The sequence below is a fragment of the Streptomyces sp. NPDC051555 genome (assembly GCF_044454405.1).
GTDB lineage: Bacteria > Actinomycetota > Actinomycetes > Streptomycetales > Streptomycetaceae > Streptomyces.
Map to the genome: position 1 here is coordinate 105,764 of NZ_JBITDP010000012.1, position 23,122 is coordinate 128,885.

The 23,122-nt window shown below is 72.3% G+C and carries 22 protein-coding genes; 14 read left to right on the forward strand and 8 right to left on the reverse strand.

Annotation, left to right across the window (positions count from 1 at the left end; translation table 11 throughout):
• The first annotated feature begins 105 nt into the window (after positions 1-105).
• The 3 genes from ACIBEA_RS24045 to ACIBEA_RS24055 all read left to right on the forward strand — a co-directional run bounded on the left by ACIBEA_RS24045 (position 106) and on the right by ACIBEA_RS24055 (position 4,000).
• Positions 106-861 carry a TetR/AcrR family transcriptional regulator gene (locus tag ACIBEA_RS24045; RefSeq protein WP_399264406.1) on the forward strand — a complete coding sequence of 252 codons (756 nt, stop codon included), beginning with the start codon at positions 106-108 and terminating at the stop codon, positions 859-861.
• Between the two features lie 131 nt (positions 862-992).
• Entirely contained in the window at positions 993-2,525 is a 1,533-nt protein-coding gene (locus ACIBEA_RS24050; RefSeq protein ID WP_399264151.1) for an MFS transporter, read from the forward strand.
• Positions 2,526-3,013: 488 nt separating this feature from the next.
• Entirely contained in the window at positions 3,014-4,000 is a 987-nt protein-coding gene (locus ACIBEA_RS24055; protein WP_399264153.1) for an RNA polymerase sigma factor RpoD/SigA, read from the forward strand.
• 611 nt (positions 4,001-4,611) lie between these two features.
• Here ACIBEA_RS24055 and ACIBEA_RS24060 read toward each other — a convergent pair.
• The gene (locus ACIBEA_RS24060) at positions 4,612-5,559 is read right to left on the reverse strand and encodes a helix-turn-helix transcriptional regulator (protein ID WP_399264155.1); all 948 of its coding nucleotides are present in this window, start codon (positions 5,557-5,559) and stop codon (positions 4,612-4,614) included.
• 63 nt (positions 5,560-5,622) lie between these two features.
• On the opposite strand from ACIBEA_RS24060, the gene ACIBEA_RS24065 reads away from it, so the two are divergent.
• The 4 genes from ACIBEA_RS24065 to ACIBEA_RS24080 all read left to right on the forward strand — a co-directional run bounded on the left by ACIBEA_RS24065 (position 5,623) and on the right by ACIBEA_RS24080 (position 11,139).
• A complete protein-coding gene (locus ACIBEA_RS24065; RefSeq protein WP_399264157.1) occupies positions 5,623-7,182 on the forward strand; it encodes an MFS transporter in 1,560 nt (519 codons plus the stop codon).
• Positions 7,183-7,316: 134 nt separating this feature from the next.
• Positions 7,317-8,078 carry a DeoR/GlpR family DNA-binding transcription regulator gene (locus ACIBEA_RS24070; RefSeq protein ID WP_399264158.1) on the forward strand — a complete coding sequence of 254 codons (762 nt, stop codon included), beginning with the start codon at positions 7,317-7,319 and terminating at the stop codon, positions 8,076-8,078.
• Positions 8,075-9,028: a 1-phosphofructokinase gene (pfkB, locus tag ACIBEA_RS24075; RefSeq protein WP_399264160.1), complete on the forward strand. Its 954-nt coding sequence runs from the start codon at positions 8,075-8,077 to the stop codon at positions 9,026-9,028. Before ACIBEA_RS24070 ends, pfkB begins: the two co-directional genes overlap by 4 nt.
• Entirely contained in the window at positions 9,025-11,139 is a 2,115-nt protein-coding gene (locus ACIBEA_RS24080) for a fructose-specific PTS transporter subunit EIIC (protein WP_399264162.1), read from the forward strand. The genes pfkB and ACIBEA_RS24080 overlap by 4 nt, the downstream gene beginning before the upstream one ends.
• A gap of 24 nt (positions 11,140-11,163) precedes the next feature.
• Here the strand turns inward: ACIBEA_RS24080 and ACIBEA_RS24085 are convergent, their stop codons facing one another.
• Complete coding sequence (locus tag ACIBEA_RS24085) at positions 11,164-11,928, reverse strand: DUF6227 family protein (protein WP_399264164.1); 765 nt, start codon at positions 11,926-11,928, stop codon at positions 11,164-11,166.
• 192 nt (positions 11,929-12,120) lie between these two features.
• Between ACIBEA_RS24085 and ACIBEA_RS24090 the strand changes: the two genes are divergently transcribed.
• Positions 12,121-12,771 carry a vitamin K epoxide reductase family protein gene (locus tag ACIBEA_RS24090; RefSeq protein WP_399264166.1) on the forward strand — a complete coding sequence of 217 codons (651 nt, stop codon included), beginning with the start codon at positions 12,121-12,123 and terminating at the stop codon, positions 12,769-12,771.
• Between the two features lie 93 nt (positions 12,772-12,864).
• Here ACIBEA_RS24090 and ACIBEA_RS24095 read toward each other — a convergent pair whose 3' ends face one another.
• The gene (locus tag ACIBEA_RS24095) at positions 12,865-13,272 is read right to left on the reverse strand and encodes a rodlin (RefSeq protein ID WP_399264408.1); all 408 of its coding nucleotides are present in this window, start codon (positions 13,270-13,272) and stop codon (positions 12,865-12,867) included.
• A 271-nt stretch (positions 13,273-13,543) separates the two neighbouring features.
• Between ACIBEA_RS24095 and ACIBEA_RS24100 the strand changes: the two genes are divergently transcribed.
• Both ACIBEA_RS24100 and ACIBEA_RS24105 read left to right on the forward strand, forming a co-directional pair.
• On the forward strand, positions 13,544-14,056 hold the full coding sequence (locus ACIBEA_RS24100) for a hypothetical protein (RefSeq protein WP_399264168.1): 513 nt from the start codon (positions 13,544-13,546) through the stop codon (positions 14,054-14,056).
• A gap of 153 nt (positions 14,057-14,209) precedes the next feature.
• A complete protein-coding gene (locus ACIBEA_RS24105) occupies positions 14,210-14,449 on the forward strand; it encodes a chaplin (protein WP_354380449.1) in 240 nt (79 codons plus the stop codon).
• Positions 14,450-14,533: 84 nt separating this feature from the next.
• On the opposite strand, the gene ACIBEA_RS24110 is transcribed toward ACIBEA_RS24105, so the two are convergent.
• The 5 genes from ACIBEA_RS24110 to ACIBEA_RS24130 form a co-directional block, all read right to left on the reverse strand.
• On the reverse strand, positions 14,534-14,878 hold the full coding sequence (locus ACIBEA_RS24110) for a hypothetical protein (RefSeq protein WP_354380450.1): 345 nt from the start codon (positions 14,876-14,878) through the stop codon (positions 14,534-14,536).
• 209 nt (positions 14,879-15,087) lie between these two features.
• Positions 15,088-16,326, reverse strand: a complete 1,239-nt coding sequence (locus tag ACIBEA_RS24115) for a chaplin (RefSeq protein WP_399264170.1) — start codon at positions 16,324-16,326, stop codon at positions 15,088-15,090.
• Between the two features lie 121 nt (positions 16,327-16,447).
• On the reverse strand, positions 16,448-16,681 hold the full coding sequence (locus ACIBEA_RS24120) for a chaplin (protein ID WP_399264172.1): 234 nt from the start codon (positions 16,679-16,681) through the stop codon (positions 16,448-16,450).
• Between the two features lie 249 nt (positions 16,682-16,930).
• Positions 16,931-17,341 (reverse strand): rodlin, encoded by a 411-nt coding sequence (locus ACIBEA_RS24125; RefSeq protein ID WP_385779358.1) that lies wholly within the window; start codon positions 17,339-17,341, stop codon positions 16,931-16,933.
• A gap of 118 nt (positions 17,342-17,459) precedes the next feature.
• Entirely contained in the window at positions 17,460-17,714 is a 255-nt protein-coding gene (locus ACIBEA_RS24130) for a chaplin (RefSeq protein ID WP_399264174.1), read from the reverse strand.
• A 175-nt stretch (positions 17,715-17,889) separates the two neighbouring features.
• Here ACIBEA_RS24130 and ACIBEA_RS24135 point away from each other — a divergent pair, with 175 nt between their 5' ends.
• From ACIBEA_RS24135 to ACIBEA_RS24150, 4 genes are read left to right on the forward strand one after another with little or no spacing between them, the layout of a single operon-like run.
• Positions 17,890-19,005, forward strand: coding sequence for a DUF3344 domain-containing protein (locus tag ACIBEA_RS24135; protein WP_399264176.1), 1,116 nt, complete (start codon positions 17,890-17,892; stop codon positions 19,003-19,005).
• 46 nt (positions 19,006-19,051) lie between these two features.
• Positions 19,052-20,239, forward strand: coding sequence for a glycosyltransferase family 4 protein (locus ACIBEA_RS24140; protein WP_399264178.1), 1,188 nt, complete (start codon positions 19,052-19,054; stop codon positions 20,237-20,239).
• A complete protein-coding gene (locus ACIBEA_RS24145) occupies positions 20,236-21,744 on the forward strand; it encodes an exopolysaccharide biosynthesis polyprenyl glycosylphosphotransferase (protein WP_399264180.1) in 1,509 nt (502 codons plus the stop codon). Before ACIBEA_RS24140 ends, ACIBEA_RS24145 begins: the two co-directional genes overlap by 4 nt.
• A gap of 2 nt (positions 21,745-21,746) precedes the next feature.
• Positions 21,747-23,105, forward strand: coding sequence for an O-antigen ligase family protein (locus ACIBEA_RS24150; RefSeq protein ID WP_399264182.1), 1,359 nt, complete (start codon positions 21,747-21,749; stop codon positions 23,103-23,105).
• The last annotated feature ends 17 nt before the right edge of the window (positions 23,106-23,122 follow it).

Sequence of the window (23,122 nt, forward strand, 5' to 3'; positions counted from 1 at the left end):
CAGGGACCAGGGAGGCCAGGAGTGAAGCGTTCGTCGAGCACCCCGCCCGCGGAGCTCGCGGCCCCGGCCGCCGCGCCGCGCCTTTCGGAGGCCGCCGCCGCACCCATCCCGTGCGCCGCACCCACCCCGTGCGCCGCGCCGGTCGCCGGTGAGCGGGTGCCGCGTCCGCGGGCGGACGCCGTGCGCAACCGCGAGCGGATCCTGCTGGCGGCCCGCGAGATGTTCGTCGAGTTCGGTGCGCACGCGCCGCTGGACGAGATCGCGCGGCGGGCCGGCATCGGCAACGCCACCCTCTACCGGCACTTCCCCGAGCGGGCGGACCTCGTGCACCGGGTCGTCCTCTTCGTCATGGACCGGGTCGCCGCCCACGCCGAGGACGCCCTGGCCGCGACACTGGCTCCCGCGACGCTGGCCCCCGCGACGGCGGATCCCGCGACAGGCACCCCCGTATCAGGGGCTCCCGCGACGGCGGCTCCGGTGGACGCCTTCGAGGCCCTCTGCCGCTTCACGCACGCCGCCGCCGACGAGCGGATCGGCGCCCTGTGCCCCATGCTCGCGGGGGACTTCGACCGCGAGAACCCCGAACTCCTCGCCGCGCGCGACGCGTTGGCCGAGGCCGTGGAGAACCTGCTGGTGGCGGGCCAGCGCGCCGGCCTGGTGCGCACCGACATCGCCGCCGGCGACCTGATGGTCGCGCTGTCGCAGCTCAGCCGCCCGCTGCCGGGCATCGCCTGCCTCGACGCGGACCACTTCGCGCACCGCCATCTCCAGCTCTTCCTGGACGGGTTGCGGGCTCCGGGCCACTCCGTGCTGCCCGGCTCCGCGGCCACGCTCGAAGACCTCAGGCAGAAAACCATGTGACGCCCGGGGTCGCTCCCACTAGCGTCGAACACTGCCCGGAACGCAGTCATTCGCCTGGTTAGCGCACTTCACCTCATTCGCCTCAGCTGATTCACCTTTACGTCATTCCGCACCGTGAGATAGGTACCCCCATGTCAAAAACAGCCGCGAGCCTGCCTCAGGCTGACCCCAGTCGCTGGCGGGCGCTGGTCTTCATAGCCCTGGCGCAGCTGATGGTCGTCCTCGACGCGACCATCGTGAACATCGCCCTGCCGTCCGCCCAGCTGGACCTCGGGATCTCCGACGGCAACCGCCAGTGGGTCATCACGGCCTACGCCCTCGCCTTCGGCGGACTGCTGCTCTTCGGCGGCCGGATCGCCGACCTGTGGGGCCGCAAGAACGCCTTCATCGTCGGCCTCATCGGCTTCGCCCTGGCCTCCGCGCTGGGCGGCGCCGCGAGCGGCGAGGCGATGATGCTCGGCGCCCGAGCCCTGCAGGGTGCCTTCGGCGCGCTGCTCGCGCCCGCCGCCCTCTCCCTCCTCGCGGTGATGTTCACCGACGCCAAGGAGCGGGCGAAGGCCTTCGGCATCTACGGTGCTATCGCGGGCGGCGGCGGCGCCGTCGGCCTGATCCTCGGCGGGTTCCTCACCGAGTACCTGAACTGGCGCTGGACCTTCTTCGTCAACATCCCGTTCGCGATCATCGCGGCCGTCGGTGCCTGGATGGTCATCCGGGAGCCCGCGGGCACCCGCAACCGCTCCGCGCTCGACATCCCGGGCGTGGTCCTGTCCACCGTCGGTCTCGTCTCCCTCGTCTACGGGTTCACCCGCGCCGAGTCGAACGGCTGGACCGACCCGCTCACCCTGGGCCTCTTCATCGGCTCGGTCGTCCTGCTGGGCGCCTTCGTCCTGATCGAGTCCAAGGTGAAGTCCCCGCTGCTGCCGCTGCGCGTCCTGATGGACCGCAACCGCGGCGGCGTGTACCTCTCGCTGGGCCTGGCCGTCATCGCGATGTTCGGCCTGTTCCTCTTCCTGACGTACTACCTCCAGGTCGTGAAGGGCTTCTCGCCGGTCAAGACCGGCTTCGCCTTCCTGCCGATGATCGTGGGCATGATCACGGGCTCCACCCAGATCGGTGCCCGTCTGATGACCCGCGTCCCGCCGCGGCTGCTCATGGGCCCCGGCTTCCTGGTCGCGGCCTCCGGCATGCTGCTGCTGACCCAGCTCGAAGTGGACTCGTCCTACCCCGCGCTGATCCTCCCGGCGCAGCTGCTGCTGGGTCTGGGCATGGGCTCCGCGTTCATGCCGGCGATGTCGCTGGCGACGTACCGGGTGAACCCGGCCGACGCCGGCGTGGCCTCCGCGATGGTCAACACCTCGCAGCAGGTCGGCGGCGCGATCGGTACCGCACTGCTGAACACGATCGCCGCCTCCGCCACCACGGCGTACCTCACCGCGCACGCCGCCGAGGCGGCCGGTGGCGGCGCCGCCGCGAAGCTGGTGCAGGCCCGCGCGATGGTCGAGGGCTACTCCTCGGCGATCTGGTGGGCGGTCGGCATCCTGGCGGCCAGCTCGCTGATCGCGCTGACCCTGATCAACACGGGCCGTCCCGACACCGGGGCCACGGCCACCGGTGAGGGCGCGGACGCGGAAGCGGAGAACAGGATCCCGGTCATCGCGCACTGACGCCCGGGCGCCCGGGCGCGCACCGCGGGGCGACCGCGGAATGACGACGACCCCACCCCGTTCGCACGCGAACGGGGTGGGGTCGCTCCGTTTCCACCGACCTCCACCGACCTCCACCGACCTCCAGCGGACTCCAGCGGACAATCCGGTCATCTGCGCAGGCAACCAGAACCCGGTACGGGCCGTCTTCAGGGGTGGAAGTGCAGCCGGGGGCGGCGCTGACCGAGCCCTTCGAGCGGCCTCGGTTCCGGGCCTGACCTGCGCCTCCGCGGGATCTGACGACTCCGGCACCGCTTCGCGGCGGGGCAGGATACTGCAAGATCTCGAAAAAGGGATGCGGCGCGGGAATTCTGTCCCGATTCCAGTCGTTGTTTCCTTCGGATGCGGGCACTCGGGAGAGTGTTCCGGGGGCCGCAGCCAGCCGTACCGCTACATCGCCACACCAGCAGCAGCCGCACAGCGACCGAACTCATTGCTAGGGAGCACGCATGGCAACCCGCGCCGTCGCCCGTCGTCAGTCCTCCAGCCGCAGCACCGCGCGCGCCGTGGGCCGGGAGATAGCCGATCGCGACCTGGTCGGCATGTACCTGGACGAGATCGCGCGCACCCCGTTGCTCGACGCGGCGAAGGAAGTCGAGCTCTCCCAGATCATCGAGGCGGGCGTGTACGCCCAGCAGATCCTCGACGGCCGGATGGAGCGCGCGGAGAAGGCGCTCCCCACGACGGAGGAGCTGGAAGTGCTCGCCGCCGATGGCGAGCGCGCCAAGGAAGTCTTCATCCGCTCCAACCTGCGCCTCGTGGTCGCCGTGGCCCGTCGCTACCCCCGCAGCGGCCTGCCCCTGCTCGACCTGATCCAGGAGGGCAATGCGGGCCTGGTGCGCGCGGTGGAGAAGTTCGACTACGCCAAGGGCTTCAAGTTCTCCACGTACGCCACGTGGTGGATCCGCCAGGCGGTCACCCGCTCCATCGCCGACCAGTCCCGCACGATCCGCCTCCCCGTGCACCTGGTGGAGGAGCTGGGCCGCATCCGCCGGGTGCAGCGCGAGTTCAACCGTGAGAACGGCCGGGACCCGGAGCACGCGGAGATCGCCGCCGAGCTGGAGACCACCGAGAAGCGCGTCGGTGACGTCCTGGACTGGGCGCGCGACCCGGTCAGCCTGAACATGTCGGTCGACGACGAGGGCGACACGCAGTTCGGTGACCTCCTGGAGGACACCTCCGCCGTGTCGCCGGAGCAGTCGGTCATGTCGCTGCTGCGGAGCGAGGAGCTGGAGGACCTGATCGCCAAGCTCGACCAGCGCACCGCCTCGATCATCAAGATGCGGTACGGGATCGAGGACGGGCGGGAGCGGACGCTGACCGAGGTCGGCAAGCAGCACGGGCTGACGCGCGAGCGGATCCGGCAGATCGAGAAGCACGCGCTACTGGAGCTGAAGCGGATGGCCCGCGACACGGGCTTCGACGCGGTCGCGTAACCCCCCCCATACGGCCCCGGTACCTATCCCCCCCAGGTACCGGGGCTTCCCCGTACCCCGACCACACGCCCTGGCAGCACCAGGCATCCCGGCCCCCGCGCGGCCCGGGTGCCCTCGGCCATGCCCTCAATCGCCGGGCAGGCTGGGTCGACCCCGGCCGGGTGCGCGCCTGCGGGCCGCGCGTGCCTCCGGCGGGCCCTCAATCGCCGGGCAGGCTGACGTGGCCCTGGGCGTGCCCGTGCGGCCTGGGTGCCCTCGGCCATGCCCTCAATCGCCGGGCAGGCTGACGTGGCCCCGGGCGGCCGGGTGTGCCCGTGCGGCCCGGGTGCCCCTCGGCCTTGCCCTCAATCGCCGGGCGGGCTGACTGTGTCGCCTGCGGGCCGGGTGTGCCCCTGTGGGGCTTTCGGGTCACTGATCGGTCGGCGGGGCCGGCCAGATCCAGCCTGCCCGGCGTTTGAGGGCCCGCCGGAGGCAGCGCCAGCCGGCGCGCCACCCGCACCCGGCCCACACCCCGCCGCCGGGAGGCACCCGCACCCGGCCCACACCCCGCCGCCGGGAGGCACCCGCACCGGCCCCCACCCCGCCGGGACGCCGGAAGGGCACCCGCCCCGTTAAGGGGACGCCGCCGTGAGGCGGGTGCCGAGGGTCAGGGCGGTGGCCGCCAGGGACGCCGGGGACAGGACCGTGAACGGCAGCCCCGTCAGGGCGAGCCGCGCCGCGAGCCACTCCGGAGCGTCGCCGCAGGCGAACCGCACCCGACACCCCCCGGCAGGATCCGGCTCCGCGACCCCCACCCACCCCGGCACCGCCTCCGGCGCCGCCGCGAAGTGGAGCTCCACCTCGTACGTCTCGCCGGGCCCGTGCCGCAGGCCCCGCTCCACGAAGGCCACGGCGTCCATCGGCAGCTCCCGCGGCGCGAACCTGGCCCCCGTCGGGAAGGGTTCGCTCACCCGGTCCACCCGGAAGGTCCGCCAGTCGTCCCGGTCCAGGTCGAAGGCGACCAGGTACCACCGCCGCCCGGTGCTCACCAGCCGGTTCGGCTCCACCAGCCGCCGCGTCCCGGCGCCGTCCGCCGCCCGGTAGGCGAACCGCAGCCGCTCCTGCCCGGCCGTCGCCGAGGCGATCGTCGTCAGCGTCCGTGGGTCGATGCTGGCCCCGTCCCCCCGGGTCAGCGCGACCGTCGCCGACTGCAGGGAGCTGACCCGGTGCCGCAGCCGCGAGGGCAGTACCTGCTCCAGCTTGGCCAGCGCCCGTACGGACGCCTCCTCGACGCCCTCGATCGCGTGCCCGGCCCCGGCCCGCAGCCCCACCGCGATGGCCACCGCCTCCTCGTCGTCCAGTACCAGCGGCGGCATCGCCGCCCCCGCCACCAGCCGGTACCCGCCCTCCGCGCCCAGCGTGGCCTCCACCGGGTATCCCAGGTCCCGCAACCGGTCGATGTCGCGGCGGATGGTTCTGGAGCTGACCCCGAGCCGGCCCGCCAGCTCGCTCCCGGGCCATTCGCGGGGTGTCTGGAGCAGGGACAGCAGGGTCAGCAGCCGTGCCGGGGTGTCGGTCATGCAATCCAGATTGCCAGGGAAATAGGACACCAACTGACCTACATGCCGTCTAGGTTTCTCCTCATGAGCACGGAGACATCCAAGACATCGCCCGAGAACGAGACCGGGCCCGAACCAGCAGAACGGAAGTCAGTCGAAGGGTGGGACGACGCCCCGCTGGACGCCAAGGCCGACCGCAGGCGCTGGCTGGCGCTCGCCATCGTCATGACCGCGGCCTTCATGGACCTGGTCGACGTCACGATCGTCAACATCGCGATACCCAGCATGCGGGGCGACCTGCACGCCTCGACCAGCGCCATCCAGTGGATCACCGCGGGCTACGCGCTCGCCTTCGCCGCCGGCCTGATCACCGGTGGCCGCCTCGGTGACATCTACGGACGCAAGCGCGTCTTCCTCCTCGGCATAGCGGGCTTCACCGCCGCGTCGCTGCTGTGCGGCATCGCCGCCAACCCGGCCATGCTCGTCACGTCCCGCCTGCTCCAGGGCGCGATGGCCGCCATGATGGTCCCGCAGGTGCTGGCCATCATCCACGTCACCTTCCCCCCGCACGAGCGCGGCAAGGTCTTCGGCATGTTCGGCGCGATCGTCGGTCTCGGCGCCGTCTCCGGCCCCATGCTCGGCGCGCTGCTCACCGAGTGGAACATCCTCGGCCTCGAATGGCGCCCGATCTTCCTGATCAACCTGCCGGTCGGCGTCGCGGGCGTGATCCTCGGCCGCAAGTTCATCAGCGAGTCCAAGGCCCCCAAGGCCCTGCGCCTCGACCTGGTCGGCGTCCTCATCGCCACCGCGGGCATGGTCATGCTGATCTACCCCCTCACCCAGGGCCGCGAGAACGACTGGCCGCTGTGGGGCTTCCTGTGCATGGGCGCGGTCCCGTTCCTGATCGCCGGGTTCATCGCCTACGAGAAGTACAAGATCCGCAAGGACGGTTCGCCGCTCGTCGAACTGTCCCTGTTCAAGGTCAAGAGCTTCGCGGCGGGCATCGCCGTCCAGCTCACCTTCGGCATCGCGACCGGCATCTTCTTCCTGGTCTGGACGCTCTACATGCAGATGGGCCTCGGCTGGAGCGCCCTGCGCGCGGGCACCACCGGCATCCCCTTCTCCATCGCCGTCTCGGCCGCCGCGGGCCTCTCCGTGCAGAAGCTGGTGCCGCGCTTCGGCCGCAAGGTGCTCCAGGCGGGCGCCCTGACGATGGCCGCCGGTCTGCTCCTCTACATCTGGGAGTCGAAGCACTACGGCATGGAGATCGCCTCCTGGCAGATGGCCGCGCCGCTCGTGGTGATGGGCCTCGGCATGGGCCTGATCGTGGCCCCGCTGACCGACGCGGTCCTCTCGGAGGTGCCGCGCGAGCACGCCGGCTCCGCCTCCGGCCTGATCAACACCACGAACCAGATGGGCAACGCGCTCGGCCTCGGCCTCACCTCGGTCGTCTACTTCGGCGTGATCGAGAACGACGCGATCTTCGGGCCGCAGTACGTCGAGGCCTTCCGCAGCGCGCTGTGGTGGGTGGTCGCGGTCCTCGTCGTGATCTTCGCGGTGATGTTCGCCCTGCCGCGCAAGCAGGCCGAACCCTCCCACGAGGGCGAGGGCGAGGTCGCCCTGGAGAAGGTCCCGGTCTCCTAGGTCGTCCGGCTCCACTTCACGGGCATGTCCGCCTTTGTTGGCGGGCATGCCCGTTTTTGTTTGTTTGGTCGTCGATTCGGGCGTACGGTACAGGGGAACCCACTGAGTCGGGCATCGAACGGACGTAAACCCACATGTACGCACCGGAGCGCCAGCAGGAGATCCTCCGCCTCGCCCGCGAGGTGGGACGGGTCGAGGTGCTCTCCCTCGCCGAGCAGTTCCAGGTCACCGCCGAGACGGTGCGCCGCGACCTCACCGCACTGGACCGGGCCGGGCTCGTCCGCCGCGTCCACGGCGGGGCCATCCCGGCCGGCCGCCTGGACTTCGAGCCCGACCTCACCGAGCGCGAGTCCACCGCCGCCGACGAGAAGGACCGGATCGCGGCCGCCGCCCTCGCCGAGCTCCCCGACGGCGGCAGCGTGATCCTCGACGCCGGCAGCACCGTCGCCCGCCTCGCGGCCGCCATCCCGGTCGACACCGCGCTCACGGTGGTCACCCACGCGCTGCCCGTCGCCGCCCGGCTCGCCGACCACACCGGCATCGATCTGCACCTGGTCGGCGGCCGGGTCCGCCACCGCACGCGCGCCGCCGTCGACGCCTGGGCGCTGCGCGCGTACGCCGAGATCCGCGCCGACGTCCTCTTCCTCGCGACGAACGGCTTCACCGCGGACGGCGGGCTCACCACCCCCGACCTCGCCGAAGCCGCCGTCAAGCGCGCCGCCGTCGCGGCCGCCCGCCGCGTCGTCGTCCTGGCCGACTCCTCGAAGTCCGGGCAGGAACAGTTCGCCCGCTTCGGCTCCTTCGCCGAGGTGGACCTCCTCATCACGGACCGGGGCCTGGCCCTCGAAGACAAGGCGGCGATCGAGGCCGCCGGTACGGAAGTCGTGCTCGTATGATCCTCACCGTCACCCCCAACCCCTCCCTGGACCGGACGTACGAGGTCCCCGCGCTGGACCGCGGCGAAGTGCTCCGGGCCACCGCCGAGCGGGTCGACCCCGGGGGCAAGGGGGTCAACGTCTCCCGGGCCGTCGCGGCCGCGGGCGTCCGTACGACGGCGGTCCTCCCGCTGGGCGGCGCCCCCGGCACGCTCATCGCCGAACTCCTCGGCTCCCAGGGCGTGGACGTCACCGCGGTCACCGTCACGGGCCAGACCCGCTCCAACATCTCCGTCGCCGAACCCGACGGCACCCTGACGAAGATCAACGCGGCCGGTCCCGAACTCAGCGCGGCCGAATCCGCGCTCCTCCTGGAGACCGTCCGCGGCTGCTCCGTCGGCGCCGACTGGATCGCCTGCTGCGGCAGCCTCCCGCGGGGCCTCGCCCCCGAGTGGTACGCCGAGCTGGTCGACCGGGCGCACGCGGCCGGGGCCCGGATCGCCCTCGACACCTCCGGCCCGGCCCTGACGGCCGCGCTGGCCGCCCGCCCGGACGTCATCAAGCCCAATGCCGAGGAGCTCGCGGCGGCCGTGGGCCGGCCGCTGGCCACCCTGGGCGATGTGGTCGAGGCGGCCGAGGAGCTGCGCGCCCGGGGCGCCCGAGCGGTACTGGCCTCCCTCGGCGCGGACGGCCAGCTCCTGGTCGAGGCCGACGGCGCGTACTACGGCACGGCGGCCGTCTCGACGGTACGCAGCAACGTGGGCGCCGGTGACGCCTCCCTGGCCGGGTTCCTGATCGCGGGCGGCACGGGGCCCGAGGCCCTCGCCTCGGCCCTGGCCCACGGCGCGGCCGCGGTCCAGCTCCCCGGCAGCGCCATGCCGACCCCCGCGGACCTGCGCCCCGACGCGGTCCGCGTCACCCGGGACGTCCCCCTGGACCTTCCGCTGTCCGAACGGAGCGACGAGCGATGAGCGAGACGACCACGATGATCACCGCGGAGCTGGTCGACCTCGACCTCGCCGCCGACTCCAAGGAAGCGGCGGCCCGGTCCCTGGCCCTGCGCATGGCCGCGCTCGGCCGGGTCACGGACCTGGAGGGCTTCCTCGCGGACGTGGCGGCGCGGGAGGCGCAGATGCCGACCGGGCTGGAGGGCGGGATCGGCATCCCGCACTGCCGCAGTGCGCATGTGGCGGCGGCGACGCTGGCCTTCGGCCGGGCGCCCGCGGGGGTGGACTTCGGTGCGGCGGACGGGCCCGCGGACCTGATCTTCCTGATCGCGGCGCCCGCGGGGGCCGATGACGCGCATCTGACGATCCTGTCGTCCCTGGCCCGCCGCCTGATGCGGCCCGACTTCGTGGCCGCCCTGCGCGCCACCACCTCCCCGGCCGAAGCCGCCACCCTTATAGCCGGCCCGAGCAAGCCCTCAAACGCCGGGCAGGCCGAATCCGGCGCCCCCGAGGCCACCTCAGCCTCGCCGGCGTTTGAGGCGCGGGTCCGGGCGGAGCCCGGGGCGGCGGCCGCGCCGCCTTCTCCGGCCGGTGCTGCCTCCGGCGGGCCCTCAATCGCCGGGCAGGCTGGAAATGCCGGGCCCGGCGTCGGAGAGGCTGGAAGTGGTGGGTTCAAGGTCGTCGCCGTCACTTCCTGTCCCACCGGGATCGCGCACACCTACATGGCCGCCGAATCCCTTCAGCGCGCCGCCGCGGCCGCCGGCATCGAGCTCCTGGTCGAAACCCAGGGCTCGGCCGGATTCACCGCCCTGGCCCCCGCCGACATCGCCGCCGCCGACGCGGTCGTCTTCGCCCACGACGTGCCCGTCCGCGACCGCGCCCGCTTCGCGGGGAAGCCCACCGTCGACGTCGGGGTGAAGGCCGGGATCAACCGCCCCGCCGAACTCCTCGCGGAGGCCCGTGACAAGGCCGCCCGCGGCGACACCGGCGACACCACCGCGCCGACCCCCGTCGAACGGGTGGACGGACAGGGCGGCGAGGGCTACGGATCGAAGCTCCGCACCTGGCTCATGTCCGGCGTCAGCTACATGGTCCCCTTCGTCGCCGCCGGCGGCCTCCTGATCGCCCTCGCCTTCGCCATCGGCGGCTACGGCATCAACGAAGCGCCCTCCGTCGCGGAGCACTTCGTATGGACCGAGTCCGCCAGCTGGGCGGCCCTCCTCTTCCAGACCGGCGGCCTCGCCTTCGGCTTCCTCGTCCCGGTCCTCGCCGGCTACATCGCCTACGGCATGGCCGACCGCCCGGGCCTGGTCCCCGGCTTCGTCGGCGGCGCCGTGGCGCTCACGATCAACGCCGGCTTCCTCGGTGGCCTGATCGCCGGTCTGATCGCCGGTGGCACGGTCCTGGCCGTCCAGCGGGTGAAGGTACCGGCCGCGATGCGCGGGATCATGCCCGTGGTGGTCCTGCCGCTGATCGGCTCGGCGGTGACCGCCTTCCTGATGTTCCTCGTCATCGGCAAGCCCGTCGCCTCGCTCCAGCAGGCCCTGACCGACTGGCTGTCCGGCCTCTCCGGCGCCAACGCGATCATCCTCGGCGTGGTCCTCGGCATGATGATGTGCTTCGACCTCGGCGGTCCGCTCAACAAGGTCGCGTACGCCTTCGCCATCGGCGGCCTCGCCACCCCCAACGAGGGCAGCCTGAAGGTCATGGCCGCCGTGATGGCCGCGGGCATGGTGCCGCCCCTCGCCATGGCACTGGCCACCACCGTGCGCGGCAAGCTCTTCTCCACGACGGAGCGCGAGAACGGCAAGGCCGCCTGGTTCCTGGGCGCCTCGTTCATCAGCGAGGGGGCCATCCCCTTCGCCGCGGCCGACCCGCTCCGGGTGATCCCGGCCGCCATGGCCGGCGGCGCGGTCACCGGCGCGCTCTCGATGGCCTTCGAATGCACGCTGCGGGCCCCGCACGGCGGCATCTTCGTCATCCCGCTGATCGGCAACCCGCTGCTCTACCTGATCGCGATCGCCGCCGGTACCTGTGTCGCCGCGGGCCTGGTGGTCCTCCTCAAGGGCATGCGCCGCCCGGCCCCGGCGGCCACCGGTGCCGTCACCGAAGCGGAGGTCCCGGTCGCCGCCTGACCCGACGGGCCGCGGCGACCCGGCTCACCTCACCCGTGCGCGGAGCTCCATGGCTCCGCGCGCGGCCGTTTCCGTCTCGTAGACCTCGCACATGTGCCGCCCGTCCGGGGTGGCCGTGTGCTCGACCTCCCACAGGCTCAGCTCGCTCCCGTCCAGCAGGACGAAGGCGTGTTCGTAGAGGCTGAAGCCGGCGCCCCGGCCGTCCGCGAGGCACTGCCGGGTACCGAACGCCTGGGTGATCCGGTGCGCGTACGCCGAGGTCAGCCGCCGGGCGATCGCCTCGCCCGGCCGGTCGGCGTTCTCCGCCCGACGCAGCACCCGGCGGGCGTGGTCGGCCGACTGCTCCACCGCGTACTCCCGGTGCTGGACGGGGGAGGAGGCGGCGAAGAGGGCGCTGAGCACGCCGTGGTCACCGAGCTCGCCCTCGGCTTCCTCCATCAGTGTGAAGTCCCGGGCCGCGGCCGGGTCCTCGCCGAACAGCCGGACCGCCGCCAGCGCGGCCTCCGCCTTGCTGACGAAGACCTCGTGCCGGGTCGCGCGATCGTGCTCCAGGCGGTACACGAGCTCCCACAGCGTCGCGGGCTCGCCGTCGGCGAGCAGGTAGGCGTGCCGATGGGTCTCCCGCCAGCGGCCTGCCGCCGGGCCGTGCTGCGTGCTGTGGAGCGAGGAGCTGTGGGCGAGCGCCGTGCCGAGGCGCTCGACCAGCCGGTCCGGCAGGTCGAAAGAGTTGAGGGCGCGGCCCAGGAGTCGCTCGAGGTGCGCCTCGGTTGTCTCGTACGGATCGCTCAAGGTGGGTCTCCAGGCCGTCGCAGCTTGTTACGTCACGGAAGCTCAACGTAGCCCCTGGTTCTGACATCACGTCCGGGGTTCGGTAAAACGTCCGGGAAGTGACGGGGGTTCCCGGCACTCCATCCGGTCAACTTGCGTACGGATAGCCATGGTTCGCCATGATCAATGCCGAAGTGCGGGATTATGAACCGTATGGCAACGAATACAGTGGGCGTCCCCCGCCAGCAGGGGCAGCCCCGCGCTCCACATGAAGGCGAGCCGGACGAACGGGTCGCGGCCCCTCGCGGACTCGCCCGGCTGCTGGTTCTCACGGGGGCGGCCGGGCTGCTCGCCTCGTGGGTGATCACCCTCGACAAGTTCCTCCTGCTGGAGGACCCGGACTTCAAGCCCGCGTGCAGCCTCAACCCGGTGGTCTCCTGCGGCAGCGTGATGCAGAGCGAGCAGGCGGCTGCTTTCGGCTTCCCCAACCCGATGCTGGGCCTCGCGTGTTACGCCGTCGTGCTCTGCGTCGGCATGTCCGTCCTCGCGGGCGCCCGGCACCGTGGCTGGTTCTGGCTCGGGCTCAACGCCGGGACCCTGTTCGGCGTCGGCTTCTGCACCTGGCTGATGGTGCAGTCGCTGTACGAGATCAACGCGCTGTGCCTGTGGTGCTGTCTGGCCTGGGTGGCGACGCTGGTGATGTTCTGGGCCGTCACCGCGCACAACGTCCGCACCGCGGTCCTGCCCGCGCCGGGCCCGGTCAAGAGCTTCTTCGCCGAGTTCGGTTGGGCTCCGCCCGCCCTGCACATCGGCGTGATCGGGATGCTGATCCTCACCCGCTGGTGGGACTTCTGGACCAGCTGAGACGAGCAAGGGCCCCGGCAGCTGGAAGCTGCCGGGGCCCTCGTCACTTCGCTCCACGGGCGCGGGGGCCCGGACCGGAATCGAGTGCGGTGATCAGCTGCCCGCGGACAGGTTGCCCGAGAGGACCGGGATGTTGTCCAGGATGTGCGAGAGGGACTCGTCGCCCTTGGCCTGGGTGGAGTTCTCGGTGCACTGCTGGTTCATCGGGTTGGACAGGACGTTGATGTCCTGGACGCCGACGTTGACCAGGGCCACCAGCGACTGGGCGTTGATCTTGGCCGGCAGGCCGATGCAGGGCTTGTTGGCGGAGCCCTGGACCAGGCTGAGCTGCGGGCTCATGTCGCCCGTGGTCTTCTGGTTGCCGTACACCTGGGAGGCGCCGTTGCCGTTCACGGTGTTGATGCCGTTGTCGTTGCCGATGGCCAGGGCCGGGGCGGCCGTGGCGACACCCGCGGTGAGCACGGACGCGCCGATCAGGGTGGCCTGGACGAGCTTGTTCATCATGTTCCTTTTGTCGCACGAGTGCCCGCAAGTGGAGCGCCCTGATCAACTGCCCGGTCCCGGGGTTGGTTCCGCTGCTTCACTCAAACGGCCCGTTCCGGACCGGGATTTCCCCAGCCCGGGTGAGAGCGCCCCGGACGCCTGCGCGAAGCCCGTACGCAGCCCGCAGTGGTCCATGATCCGGTTGCGGTCCGTAGAACCTATTAGCACGGTGGGTAAGAGAAGCGGACTGACATGGTCCGATTTGGCCCGACCATCCGAAGGAACCGCCATGCACCCCACCAAGGCGTCCCGCGTCCGCATCCTCGTCCCGACGGCCGTCACCGCGGCCATACTGTTCGGTGCCGCGGCCCCGGCGAGCGCCCTCGACGGTGAGAGGGGTGCCGCGCTCACCGAGCGGGTCGCCACGGCCCAGCAGCAGATCGACGAGCGCGTGGCGGCGGCCGGTCCCATCGACGACCTGCTCGCGAGCCTGACCAAGACCCTCACGGACCTGCTCGCGTCCCTCTCCGGGCTGATCAAGATCCCGGAGATCAAGTTGCCGGAGATCAAGCTGCCGGAGGTGCCGGGCGTCAAGCTGCCCCCCATCCAGCTGCCGAAGATCCCGGAGATCAAGCTCCCCGACGTCAAGCTGCCCACGCTCCCCAAGCTCCCGGTCGTCCCCGAGGTTCCCGCCGTCCCCGCGGTCCCGGCCGTTCCCGCCGTGCCACCGGTGGAGAAGCTGGTGCCCGAGGTGCCCGCGGTACCGGACATTCCAGAGATCCCGGACGTACCCTTCCGCTAGTCCCATACCGGGGCGGATGTCGCGTCGCGGTTACGACTATTGCTCTGAACAGGTCTGATTCTGTTCGGAGCCGTGTCGTCTGGGGAGTTGGAGCGTTTCGTTCGTTGTGAGCCCCGGTTCGGGGCAGGACATCGAACAGAAGGTGCAATTCCCATGAACTCTGCCAAGAAGGCCGCCCTGGTCATGGCCGCCGCTGGTCTCGCCGCGGCCGGTGCCGCCGGTTCCGCCGCCGCCGACTCCTCGGCCGAGGGCGCGGCCGTGGGTTCCCCCGGTGTCCTGTCGGGCAACCTCGCCCAGGTCCCGGTCCACGTTCCGGTCAACGTCTGCGGTAACTCCGTGAACGTCATCGGCCTGCTGAACCCGGCGTTCGGCTCGGTCTGCGTCAACGACTGACGTCAGCCACCGCATGTGACTGTGGGCGCCACCGGCATCGCCGGTGGCGCCCACAGTCGTTGGTGCGCGGGTGGTGCGAAGGCGTCAGTTGTGGCCGTTGTTGAGCTTCACGCCGCCCAGCATCGGCGTCACCTTGGTGAGGCCGTTGGCGGCGCCCAGCGCCTCGGTCGGCCCAGCGTTGCGCAGCTGGTTCACCTTCTGCGCGGTGCCCACCACCTTGCCCACCGTGTCGCCCTGCTCGGCCAGCCCGTTGCCCACGGTCTGGGGGAGCGAGGCGGAGACGGGGGCGGCCGCGTTGAGGACCTCGGTCACCCCGCCCGTGAGGCTCATGGGGGGCATCGCGCCGGCCTCGGCCGCGAAGGCGGGGGTCGCGGCGCCGAGGGCGGCGACGGAGCCGGCGATCACAGCGGCGACCTTCGTGTACTTCATTATCGAAATCCTTTTCCAGTGACGACCGTCGCGTCACTTTCGCCCTGGGTAACGATTCCTTGGGGCTGCGGAAACTCTGTCGCCCGAACTGTCCGCAAGTTCCTCGAACGCGGGCCGAACGAAATCGGCCGGAGAATCCGCTGAGGGATTCTCCGGCCGATGTCTTTTCGAATCTTTTCCGATGACCGCACGTCCCGGACCGCTCCGGGTCAAGAGACGCGGGACCTCCGGTAGAGGATCGAACCGCCGAGCAGCAGGGCGGCGGCGAGGGCCGCGGCCGCCGCGGGCTGACCCGCTCCCGTCTCGGCCAGCATCGGCGCTCCCATGGGGGCGCGGGCCGGAGCCTGCGGGGCGGGGGCCGGGAGGGTGACCGCGGGCCGCTCGGGGACCGGTGCGGGTGCGGGTGCCGGCAGCAGGTGGATCGGGGCGTCACCCGCGGGAGCGGCCGGGGGCTGGTCCGCCGCGGGGGCGGCCGGTGCCGGTGCGGGCGGGCGTACGGCCTCGGGCACGGGCAGCGGCGCGGGGACCGGTGCGGGCGCCGGCGCGGCGGCGGGGGCCGGGGCCGGAGCGGGTACGGCCGCGGGCGCGGGGGCCGGAGCCGCCCGGGGGGCGGGGGCCGGCTGCGCGGCCGGGGCGGGCGCCGCGGGGTGCTCGCCGAACTGGCTGCCGTGCTGCTGCGGCCGGGGCTCGGGGGCCTCGTGGACGGCGGGCGCGGGCCGCGGGGCCGGCTGGGGGGCCGGGGCCGCGTGGTGGACCGGGGCGGGCTTCGGCTTCGGGGCGGGCGCCGCGTGGTGGGCCGGCTTCGGCTTGGCGTGCGCGGGACGGGGCGCGGGGGGTGCGTGGTGGGCCGCCGGGGGCGGGGTGGCCCCGGGGTGCTCGTCGCAGTCCTCGTCGGGTCCCTTGCCGTGGCCGCCCTGGTGGACGCCCTCGTGGCGGTCCTGCGCGTGCTCCTGGCCGTGCTCCTGGCCGCGCTGGTCCGGCATCCGGTGTCGGCCGCTGCCCGCGCGCTCGTCGTGCCGCTCGGGCTCGCGCTCGGGCTCGCGCTCGGGCTCGCGCTCGGGCTCGCGCTCGGGCTCGCGCCCGGTGCCGTGCTCGCGCTCGTCGAGGTAGCGCTCGAACGCCGCCGCGTGCTCCGGGCTCAGGTAGCGCTCGTACTCGGCACGGTCGGCATGGTCGGAGTGGCCGCCGCCGTCGGTGGTCACGCAGGTGCCGCCCATGGCCGGGTTCAGCCCGGCTCCGGCGTCCACGCTGTTGCCGCAGACGTTCGGCGAGAACGTGATCGGTACCGAGACGCTGTTCCCGGCGAGCACACCCGGCGAGTGGGCGGCCTCGGCGCTCGCTCCGGGGTGTGCGTAGGCCGCACCGGTCGCGATCGACAGCAGGCTCGACGCAGCCGCGGCCGTGAGCACTCCCTTGCCCAGTACCTTTCGGCTCAGTACCTGTCGCATGGGTCCTTCCCTGTCTACCGGCGGGGCCGCCGGTGCTGAATCGAAGGTGGCCTCGGAGTGCACCGCCGTGCACTCCGAGGCCACCCCGAGGAGGTCTGCCCTTGCGGGCTCAAGCGCTTCGTCAGGCGTTGACGCAGGTGGAGCCGAAGGCCGGGTTGAGCAGCGCGATCACGTTGACGGTGTTGCCGCAGACGTTGACCGGGATGTGGACCGGCACCTGGAGCACGTTGCCGGACAGGACGCCGGGGGAACCGACGGCCTTGCCTTCGGCGTTCGCGTCGGCCATGGCGGGGGCGGCGGCACCAACGGCCATCAGAACGCCGGCGGCCAGCACGATTGCCTTCTTGTACGTCATGAGAATTTCAATCCTTTCCCGCAGAGGCGTATCCACTGCATGAATAACAACGAGTGGTCCCGGGAAAAGAAACCGCGAGATCCCGGAAAGTAGGTGCAGTTCGCGGGGTCGGATCGAATTCACCCCGATGCCGGTGGTGTTCCGGATCGGCGGGAATGTGCGGGATATGTCGTGCATTCCCGCGGGCCGGATACACGGCAGGGCCGCCGCGACCCGAAGGTGCGGCGGCCCCGACTGCGCGTCCTGCGATCAGCTGCCGCTGGAGGCGTTGCCCGAGAGGACCGGGATGTTGTCCAGGATGTGCGAGAGCGGCTCGTCGCCCTTGGCCTGGGTGGAGTTCTCGGTGCACTGCTGGTTCATCGGGTTGGACAGGACCGGGATGTCCTGGACGCCGACGTTCACCAGGGCCAGCACCGACTGCACGTTGGCCTTGGCCGGCAGGGCGATGCAGGGCTTGTTGAGCGAGCCCTGGACCAGCGCCATCTGCGGGCTCATGTTGCCGTAGGTGGCCTGGTTGCCGTAGATCTGCGCCGAGTTGTTGCCGTTGGTGGTGTTGACGCCGTTGTCGTTCCCGATAGCCATCGCCTGCGGGGCCATGGCCGCACCCATGCCCACGACGGAGGCGGCAACAGCCGCGGTGGCCATCATCTTCTTGATCACAATCGTCCCTTTTCTGCAAGATTGCCCGGTACAGGAGCACCCGGAACAACGGCCCCGCCCCGGTTTGGGTTGCGTGGCTTCACTCGGATGCCGACGTTTCGGGCGGCACGGTTGACGGTCAGGCGTTCACACAGGTGGTGCCGAAAGCCGGGTTCAGCAGGCCGACCAGGTTCGCGGTGTTGCCGCAGGCGTTGATCGGAACGTCGATCGGGACCTGGAGCAGGTTGCCGCTGAGCACGCCCGGGGAGCCCTCGGTCACGCCGTGGGCGGAGGCGCCGTCGCCGCCGTGCGCGGAGGCGAGGCCCGCGCCGCCCATCAGGATCGCAGCGCCCGCGACCGCGAGCGTGGTGCCGCGCATCAGCCTCTTCTTCATCTCCGTTATCCCTTTCGGTTCGAACAATGGTGCACCCCCATAACGACGTGCCATCCGCGAGGGTGCGTGGTATCGCCCAAAAGGCCGTACGCGCGAGTCCGGCGTGATTTCCAGCTTGATTTCTGACAAAGTTCAGTCCTGTTTTGTCCCCTTGATCGAAAATGGAGACAGGGTCATGGGTTCCTCCCGCAGAATCCTCGGTTCGCTCGCCCTGCTGTCCTGCCTCGCACTTTCGGTGAACGTTTCTGCGGCAGGCGCCGCGGGCTCGCCCCCGAAGGCTCCGGCCGGGCGGGAAAAGGCCCGCATCCCCTTCACCCAGCGTTATCAGGCCGAGCTGCACGGCGGCCTCGCGCGGGCCTCCAACGCCGGCATCAGCTGCCGCCCGGAGGAGTCCGCGCAGGTCGAGTCGTGCGAGGACGTCAAGCGCGGCGCCGCCGGGGTGAACGGCGACTTCGAGATGTTCTACACCGAGGTCGACAAGGACCCCGACACCTACAACTCCACCCGTGCCGAGCTGAAGATCCCCAAGGGGGCGAAGATCGCGTACGCCCGCCTGTACTGGGGCGGGAACCTGCGCGTGGGGGAGCAGAAACCCCCGGAGGACAGCGGTCGGGTGCTCGTCGCCGAACCGGGCGGCGCGTACAAGGAAGTGCTGGCGGACACCGTGATCGGGCACCGTTCCGACGCGGGCAGCGATGCCTACCAGGCGTCCGCCGATGTCACCCCGATGATCCGCAAGGGGGGCGCCGGAATGTGGACGGTGGCCCAGCTGAACATCGCCATGGGGAACTCCCCGGTGGGTGCGTGGGGCGGCTGGACGCTGGTCGCGGCCTACGAGCAGCCGCAGGAGCCGCTGCGCCGGGTCGCGGTGTGGGACGGCTTCGAGGAGCTGCGGGCCGGGGCCGGTGCGCAGGCCGCCGAGACGGTGGAGGTCGCCGGTCTGGACGCGCCCGTCGGGGCGTCGGGCCGGGTCGGGGTGGTGGGCTACGACGGGGACCGAGGGGTCCTCGGGGACTCGCTCACAGTGACCGCGGACAGTGGTCGGCGGTTGAACCTGAGTGACGGAGAAAACCCGTTCAACGACGTGATGAATTCGACCATCACCGATTTCGGGCATTCCGCGTCAGTACGACAGCCAGAAAATATGAATAATCTCGGATATGACGCGGACGTGTTCGACCTGAGTCCCGCCCTGTCCGGTGGTGCCCGCAATCTGACCTTCAGGTTCACGGGCGAAAGCCAGGGTCATTTCCTCGGTGTGCTCTTCGTTCAGACAGACGCGCGCCGCTGATCGCAGGAGACCGCTCCACGTGCCGTCAGAACAAGTGCCGGAGCATGTGTCAGAACATGTGACCGTCTTCCATCTCGTCCAACCCGTGGAGGGCGGTGTCGCGCGGGTCGTCATCGACCTCGTCCGCGCCCAGACCGCCGCGGGCCTGCGCGTCGTCGTCGGCTGCCCCGACGGCGGACAGCTCGCCGACGGCGCCCGGGAAGCCGGGGCGGAGGTGCTCGCCTGGCGTGCCGGGCGGTCCCCCGGCCCCGGGCTCGCCGCCGAGGTCGCCGGCGCGGCCCGGCTGATCCGCCGGGCCCGTCCCGACCTGCTGCACGCGCACAGCGCCAAGGCGGGACTGGCCGGGCGGCTCGCCGTGCGCGGCGCGCTGCCCACCGTCTTCCAGCCGCACGCCTGGTCCTTCGACGCGGCCGGCGGAGCCACCGGAGCGCTCGCCCTGCGCTGGGAGCGCCTCGGCGCCCGGTGGGCCGACCGGGTGCTCTGCGTCAGCGAGGCCGAACGGCGCGCGGGCGAGTCGGCGGGCATCACCGCGCGCTGGTCCGTGATCCGCAACGGCGTGGACCTCGACCACTTCCGGCCCGGCGGCCGGGGCGGCGCCGACCGCGCCTCCCAGGACCGGGACAAGAAGGAGGCCCGCGCGCGGCTCCCGCTGCCCGCCGGCTTCGCGGACGAAGGGCCGCTCGCCGTCTGCGTCGGCAGGATCTGCCAGCAGAAGGGCCAGGACGTGCTGTTGCGCGCCTGGCCCGAGCTGCTCGGCACGGTCGCGGGCGCGCGCCTGGTCCTGGTCGGCGACGGCCCCGACACCGAACGCCTGCGCCGGACCGCACCCCCCGGTGTGCACTTCGCCGGAGCCGCCGCGGACATCCGACCGTGGCTTCGGGCCGCCGATCTCGTTGTACTTCCGTCGCGGTGGGAAGGGATGGCGCTCGCCCCGCTCGAAGCCATGGCCTGTGGTCGCCCGGTCCTGGTCTCCGACGTGAGCGGCGCCCGGGAGAGCCTGCCGCCAGGCCAGGGCGGCTCGTGCCTGGTGCCGCCGGAGGACCCGACGGCGCTGGCGAAGGCGCTCGGTCGGTTGCTGGCAGAACCGCGGCTGCTCGCCGAGTTGGGCGAGCGGGCGCAACAGCACGCGCGGACCGAGTTCGACGTGCGGCGGACCACGGACGCGGTCACCGGCCTGTACCACGAACTGCTGGGCAGGCCCCGGCCCTTGAACCAGGAGCGCATCAGCCGATGACGATGGACAGCGCACACGCCCGGCCCACCGGGCAGAGCGGTACGGGGCCCGCGGGCACCACCGCGGTCCGGCGCTCCACGGCCGCCATCCACCCGCCCCGCGGCCCCAAGGCCGAACAGGCCCGGCCCGTCCTGCGGCCGCAGCGGGTCCGCCGCCGCGACGGGATCGGCCCGCTGCTGACCGTCGACGCGCTCGCCGCCGTGCTCACCACGACCACCCTGCCCGGGCTGGGCCTGCCCGGTCAGGCGGCCGCCCCGATCGCCCTCCTCACGGCCGCGCTGCACGCCCAGGCCGGGCTCTACCGGCCCCGGCTGGCCCCCTCGGCCCTGCTCGAACTGCCCACGCTGGCGGGCCGGGCGGTGGTGCTGTGGTGCGGGGTCGCCGCCGTCGTGGCCGCCGTCGCGCCGCACCAGGTGCTCGGCTGGAACCTCCTGCTCGCCTGCGTCTGCCTGCACTTCCTCCTCGCCTGCGCGGGGCGCGGGCTGGTCAACCAGATCCGCCGGCGCACGGCCGTACGCGCCCCCCGCTCGGCCCTGGTCGTCGGACCCGGCGCCGGCGCGGGCGCGGTGGCCGCCGCCCTGCAGGGACGCCCCGAGTACGGGCTGCGCCCGGTGGGGCTCGCCGACACCGCCGGCGGCGCCGACGACCTCACCGGATCCGGCCTGCCCCTGCTGGCCACCCACGAGGACATCCGGCGCGCGGTCATCCAGAACTCCGTGCGCCACGCGGTCTTCACCCGCCCGCCCGAGGCCGACGAGCGCACCGCCTCGCTGGTGCGTCTCTTCCACGACCACGGCTGCCGCCTGTGGCTCGCCGACCCGGCCGGCACCGCCAAGGTCACCGGCATGCGGGTGGCGCAGCCCGCGGACCACCTGTGGGGGTACGCCGTACAGCCGATGCTGCCGCGTCCGGCCCGCACCCTGGAGCGCTGCGGCAAGCGGATCATCGACTCCACCCTCGCCGCCCTCGCGCTCTGCGCCGCGGCGCCCGTCATGGGCGCGTGCGCGCTGGCCGTACGGCTCAGCGACGGACCGGGGGTGATCTTCCGTCAGGAGCGCGTGGGCCTCTACGGGCGCCCCTTCACCCTGTTGAAGTTCCGCACCCTGCGTCCGGCGGACGAACACGAGTCCGCCACCCGCTGGACCGTCGCCAACGACAACCGGATGGGGCCCGTCGGCTCCTTCCTGCGCAAGTCCTCGCTCGACGAGCTGCCCCAGCTGTGGAACGTGCTGCGCGGTGACATGAGCCTGGTCGGGCCCCGCCCGGAACGGCCCTTCTTCGTCGCCAAGTTCGCCAGCGTCCACCCCGGCTACGAGGCCCGCCACCGGATGCCCGTCGGCATCACCGGCCTGGCCCAGATCAACGGGCTGCGCGGGGACACCTCCATCGAGGACCGGGCCCGCTTCGACAACCACTACATCGACACCTGGTCGCTCTGGCAGGACCTGTGGATCCTGGCCCGCACCGCGGCCTCCTTCTTCCGCTTCCGGCTGGGAGGCAGCTGAGCATGAGCACCGCCCACGCCTCACCCCCGATCCCCTTCGATCTCCCCGGCGCCCTGCGCCGGCACTGGCCGCTGCTGCCGCTCGCCGCGACCGTCCTGCTGCTCTGCGCCCCGCTGCCCGCGGGGGACGCGACCGCCTCCGGCAAGGTCACCCCGGCCGACGCGGCCTCCCTGCTGCTGGTGTTCTGCTGCGCGGTGCAGGCGCTGCGCGGGCAGACGCGCCGGCTGAGCGCGCTCGGCGCCTTCCTGCTCGGGCTGCCCGCCGCCGGGCTGGCCGTCGCCACCGTGACCGCCGCCGATCCGTACGCGGCGCTGCCCGGCTTCGTGCGCTACCTCCAGGTGTTCGTGCTGGTCCCGGCCGCCGTGGTGCTGCTGTTGCGCGACGCGCGGGAGTTCCGGCTCGCCGGGGGCTGCTTCGTGGCGCTGGCGCTGGTCCAGGGCGCGGTGGGCGTCGTCCAGTTCGCCACCCACACCGGGGCCTCCTACCAGGGCGCGGACATCCGGGCGGTGGGCACCTTCGGTCCCGGCGACGTCATGGGCATGGCCACCGTGGTGGCCTACGGGCTGATCATCGCCACCGCCGCCGCGCTGACCCCCACGCTCACGCACCGGGTCCGGCGCGCGGCCACCGTCTCGGCGCTGGCCCTGCTCGTCCCGCTCGGGCTGTCCTTCAGCCGTGGCGCGTGGATCGCGACCTTCGGCGCCGCGCTCGTCGTGATGCTGATGGCCGGGGTGCGGCGGGCGCTGAAGGTGCTCGTGGCGCTCGGCGCGGCCGCGGTGGTGCTGGTCGGCGGCCTCGGCTTCGGCTCCGAGATGATCACCGAGCGGCTCAGCTCCATCACCCAGGTCTCCAGCGCCCCCGACCAGTCGGTGACCGACCGCTACACGATGTGGGCCGCCGCCGAATCCATGTGGCGCGAGCGCCCAGCCGCCGGGGTCGGTCTCAAGGGCTTCCCCGCCAACCGCGACAGCCACTCCTCGCTGGGGCTGTCCTCGGGGAGCGACACGGCCGGGGCCGGCCAGGCCTTCATCCGCCAGCCGCTGCTCTCCCCGCACAACATGTACCTGCTGGTCCTCAGCGAGCAGGGGCTGATCGGGCTGACCGCGCTCGCGGGCGGCTGGGCGGCGCTGCTGGTCGCCGGGGCACGGCGGGTGCTCGCCCCGGATCCGGCCGCTCGCCGGATCCGGGACTGCGGGCTGGTCGCGGTCGGACTCTTCGTCTGGCAGCTGACCGACTTCCTGTACGCCGACATCGGCGGCCCCTCCACCGTCCTCACCGGAGTGATCATCGGCCTGGCCGCGTGGTGGGCGCTCCCGTCCCCGACCGCTGACGGCGCCGTGGACCGCGCGGCCGCCGCGTGACCGATACGACGCCCGAG

Bases quoted from the DNA above. Each gene is read 5' to 3' on its own strand.
- ACIBEA_RS24080 (WP_399264162.1), top strand. From the start codon at position 9,025: ATGAGCGAGACGACCACGATGATCACCGCGGAGCTGGTCGACCTCGAC.
- ACIBEA_RS24110 (WP_354380450.1), bottom strand. From the start codon at position 14,878: ATGAAGTACACGAAGGTCGCCGCTGTGATCGCCGGCTCCGTCGCCGCC.
- ACIBEA_RS24070 (WP_399264158.1), top strand. From the start codon at position 7,317: ATGTACGCACCGGAGCGCCAGCAGGAGATCCTCCGCCTCGCCCGCGAG.
- ACIBEA_RS24100 (WP_399264168.1), top strand. From the start codon at position 13,544: ATGCACCCCACCAAGGCGTCCCGCGTCCGCATCCTCGTCCCGACGGCC.
- ACIBEA_RS24135 (WP_399264176.1), top strand. From the start codon at position 17,890: ATGGGTTCCTCCCGCAGAATCCTCGGTTCGCTCGCCCTGCTGTCCTGC.
- ACIBEA_RS24050 (WP_399264151.1), top strand. From the start codon at position 993: ATGTCAAAAACAGCCGCGAGCCTGCCTCAGGCTGACCCCAGTCGCTGG.
- ACIBEA_RS24115 (WP_399264170.1), bottom strand. From the start codon at position 16,326: ATGCGACAGGTACTGAGCCGAAAGGTACTGGGCAAGGGAGTGCTCACG.
- ACIBEA_RS24065 (WP_399264157.1), top strand. From the start codon at position 5,623: ATGAGCACGGAGACATCCAAGACATCGCCCGAGAACGAGACCGGGCCC.
- ACIBEA_RS24090 (WP_399264166.1), top strand. From the start codon at position 12,121: ATGGCAACGAATACAGTGGGCGTCCCCCGCCAGCAGGGGCAGCCCCGC.
- ACIBEA_RS24150 (WP_399264182.1), top strand. From the start codon at position 21,747: ATGAGCACCGCCCACGCCTCACCCCCGATCCCCTTCGATCTCCCCGGC.
- ACIBEA_RS24105 (WP_354380449.1), top strand. From the start codon at position 14,210: ATGAACTCTGCCAAGAAGGCCGCCCTGGTCATGGCCGCCGCTGGTCTC.
- ACIBEA_RS24145 (WP_399264180.1), top strand. From the start codon at position 20,236: ATGACGATGGACAGCGCACACGCCCGGCCCACCGGGCAGAGCGGTACG.
- ACIBEA_RS24060 (WP_399264155.1), bottom strand. From the start codon at position 5,559: ATGACCGACACCCCGGCACGGCTGCTGACCCTGCTGTCCCTGCTCCAG.
- ACIBEA_RS24095 (WP_399264408.1), bottom strand. From the start codon at position 13,272: ATGAACAAGCTCGTCCAGGCCACCCTGATCGGCGCGTCCGTGCTCACC.
- pfkB (WP_399264160.1), top strand. From the start codon at position 8,075: ATGATCCTCACCGTCACCCCCAACCCCTCCCTGGACCGGACGTACGAG.
- ACIBEA_RS24055 (WP_399264153.1), top strand. From the start codon at position 3,014: ATGGCAACCCGCGCCGTCGCCCGTCGTCAGTCCTCCAGCCGCAGCACC.
- ACIBEA_RS24130 (WP_399264174.1), bottom strand. From the start codon at position 17,714: ATGAAGAAGAGGCTGATGCGCGGCACCACGCTCGCGGTCGCGGGCGCT.
- ACIBEA_RS24120 (WP_399264172.1), bottom strand. From the start codon at position 16,681: ATGACGTACAAGAAGGCAATCGTGCTGGCCGCCGGCGTTCTGATGGCC.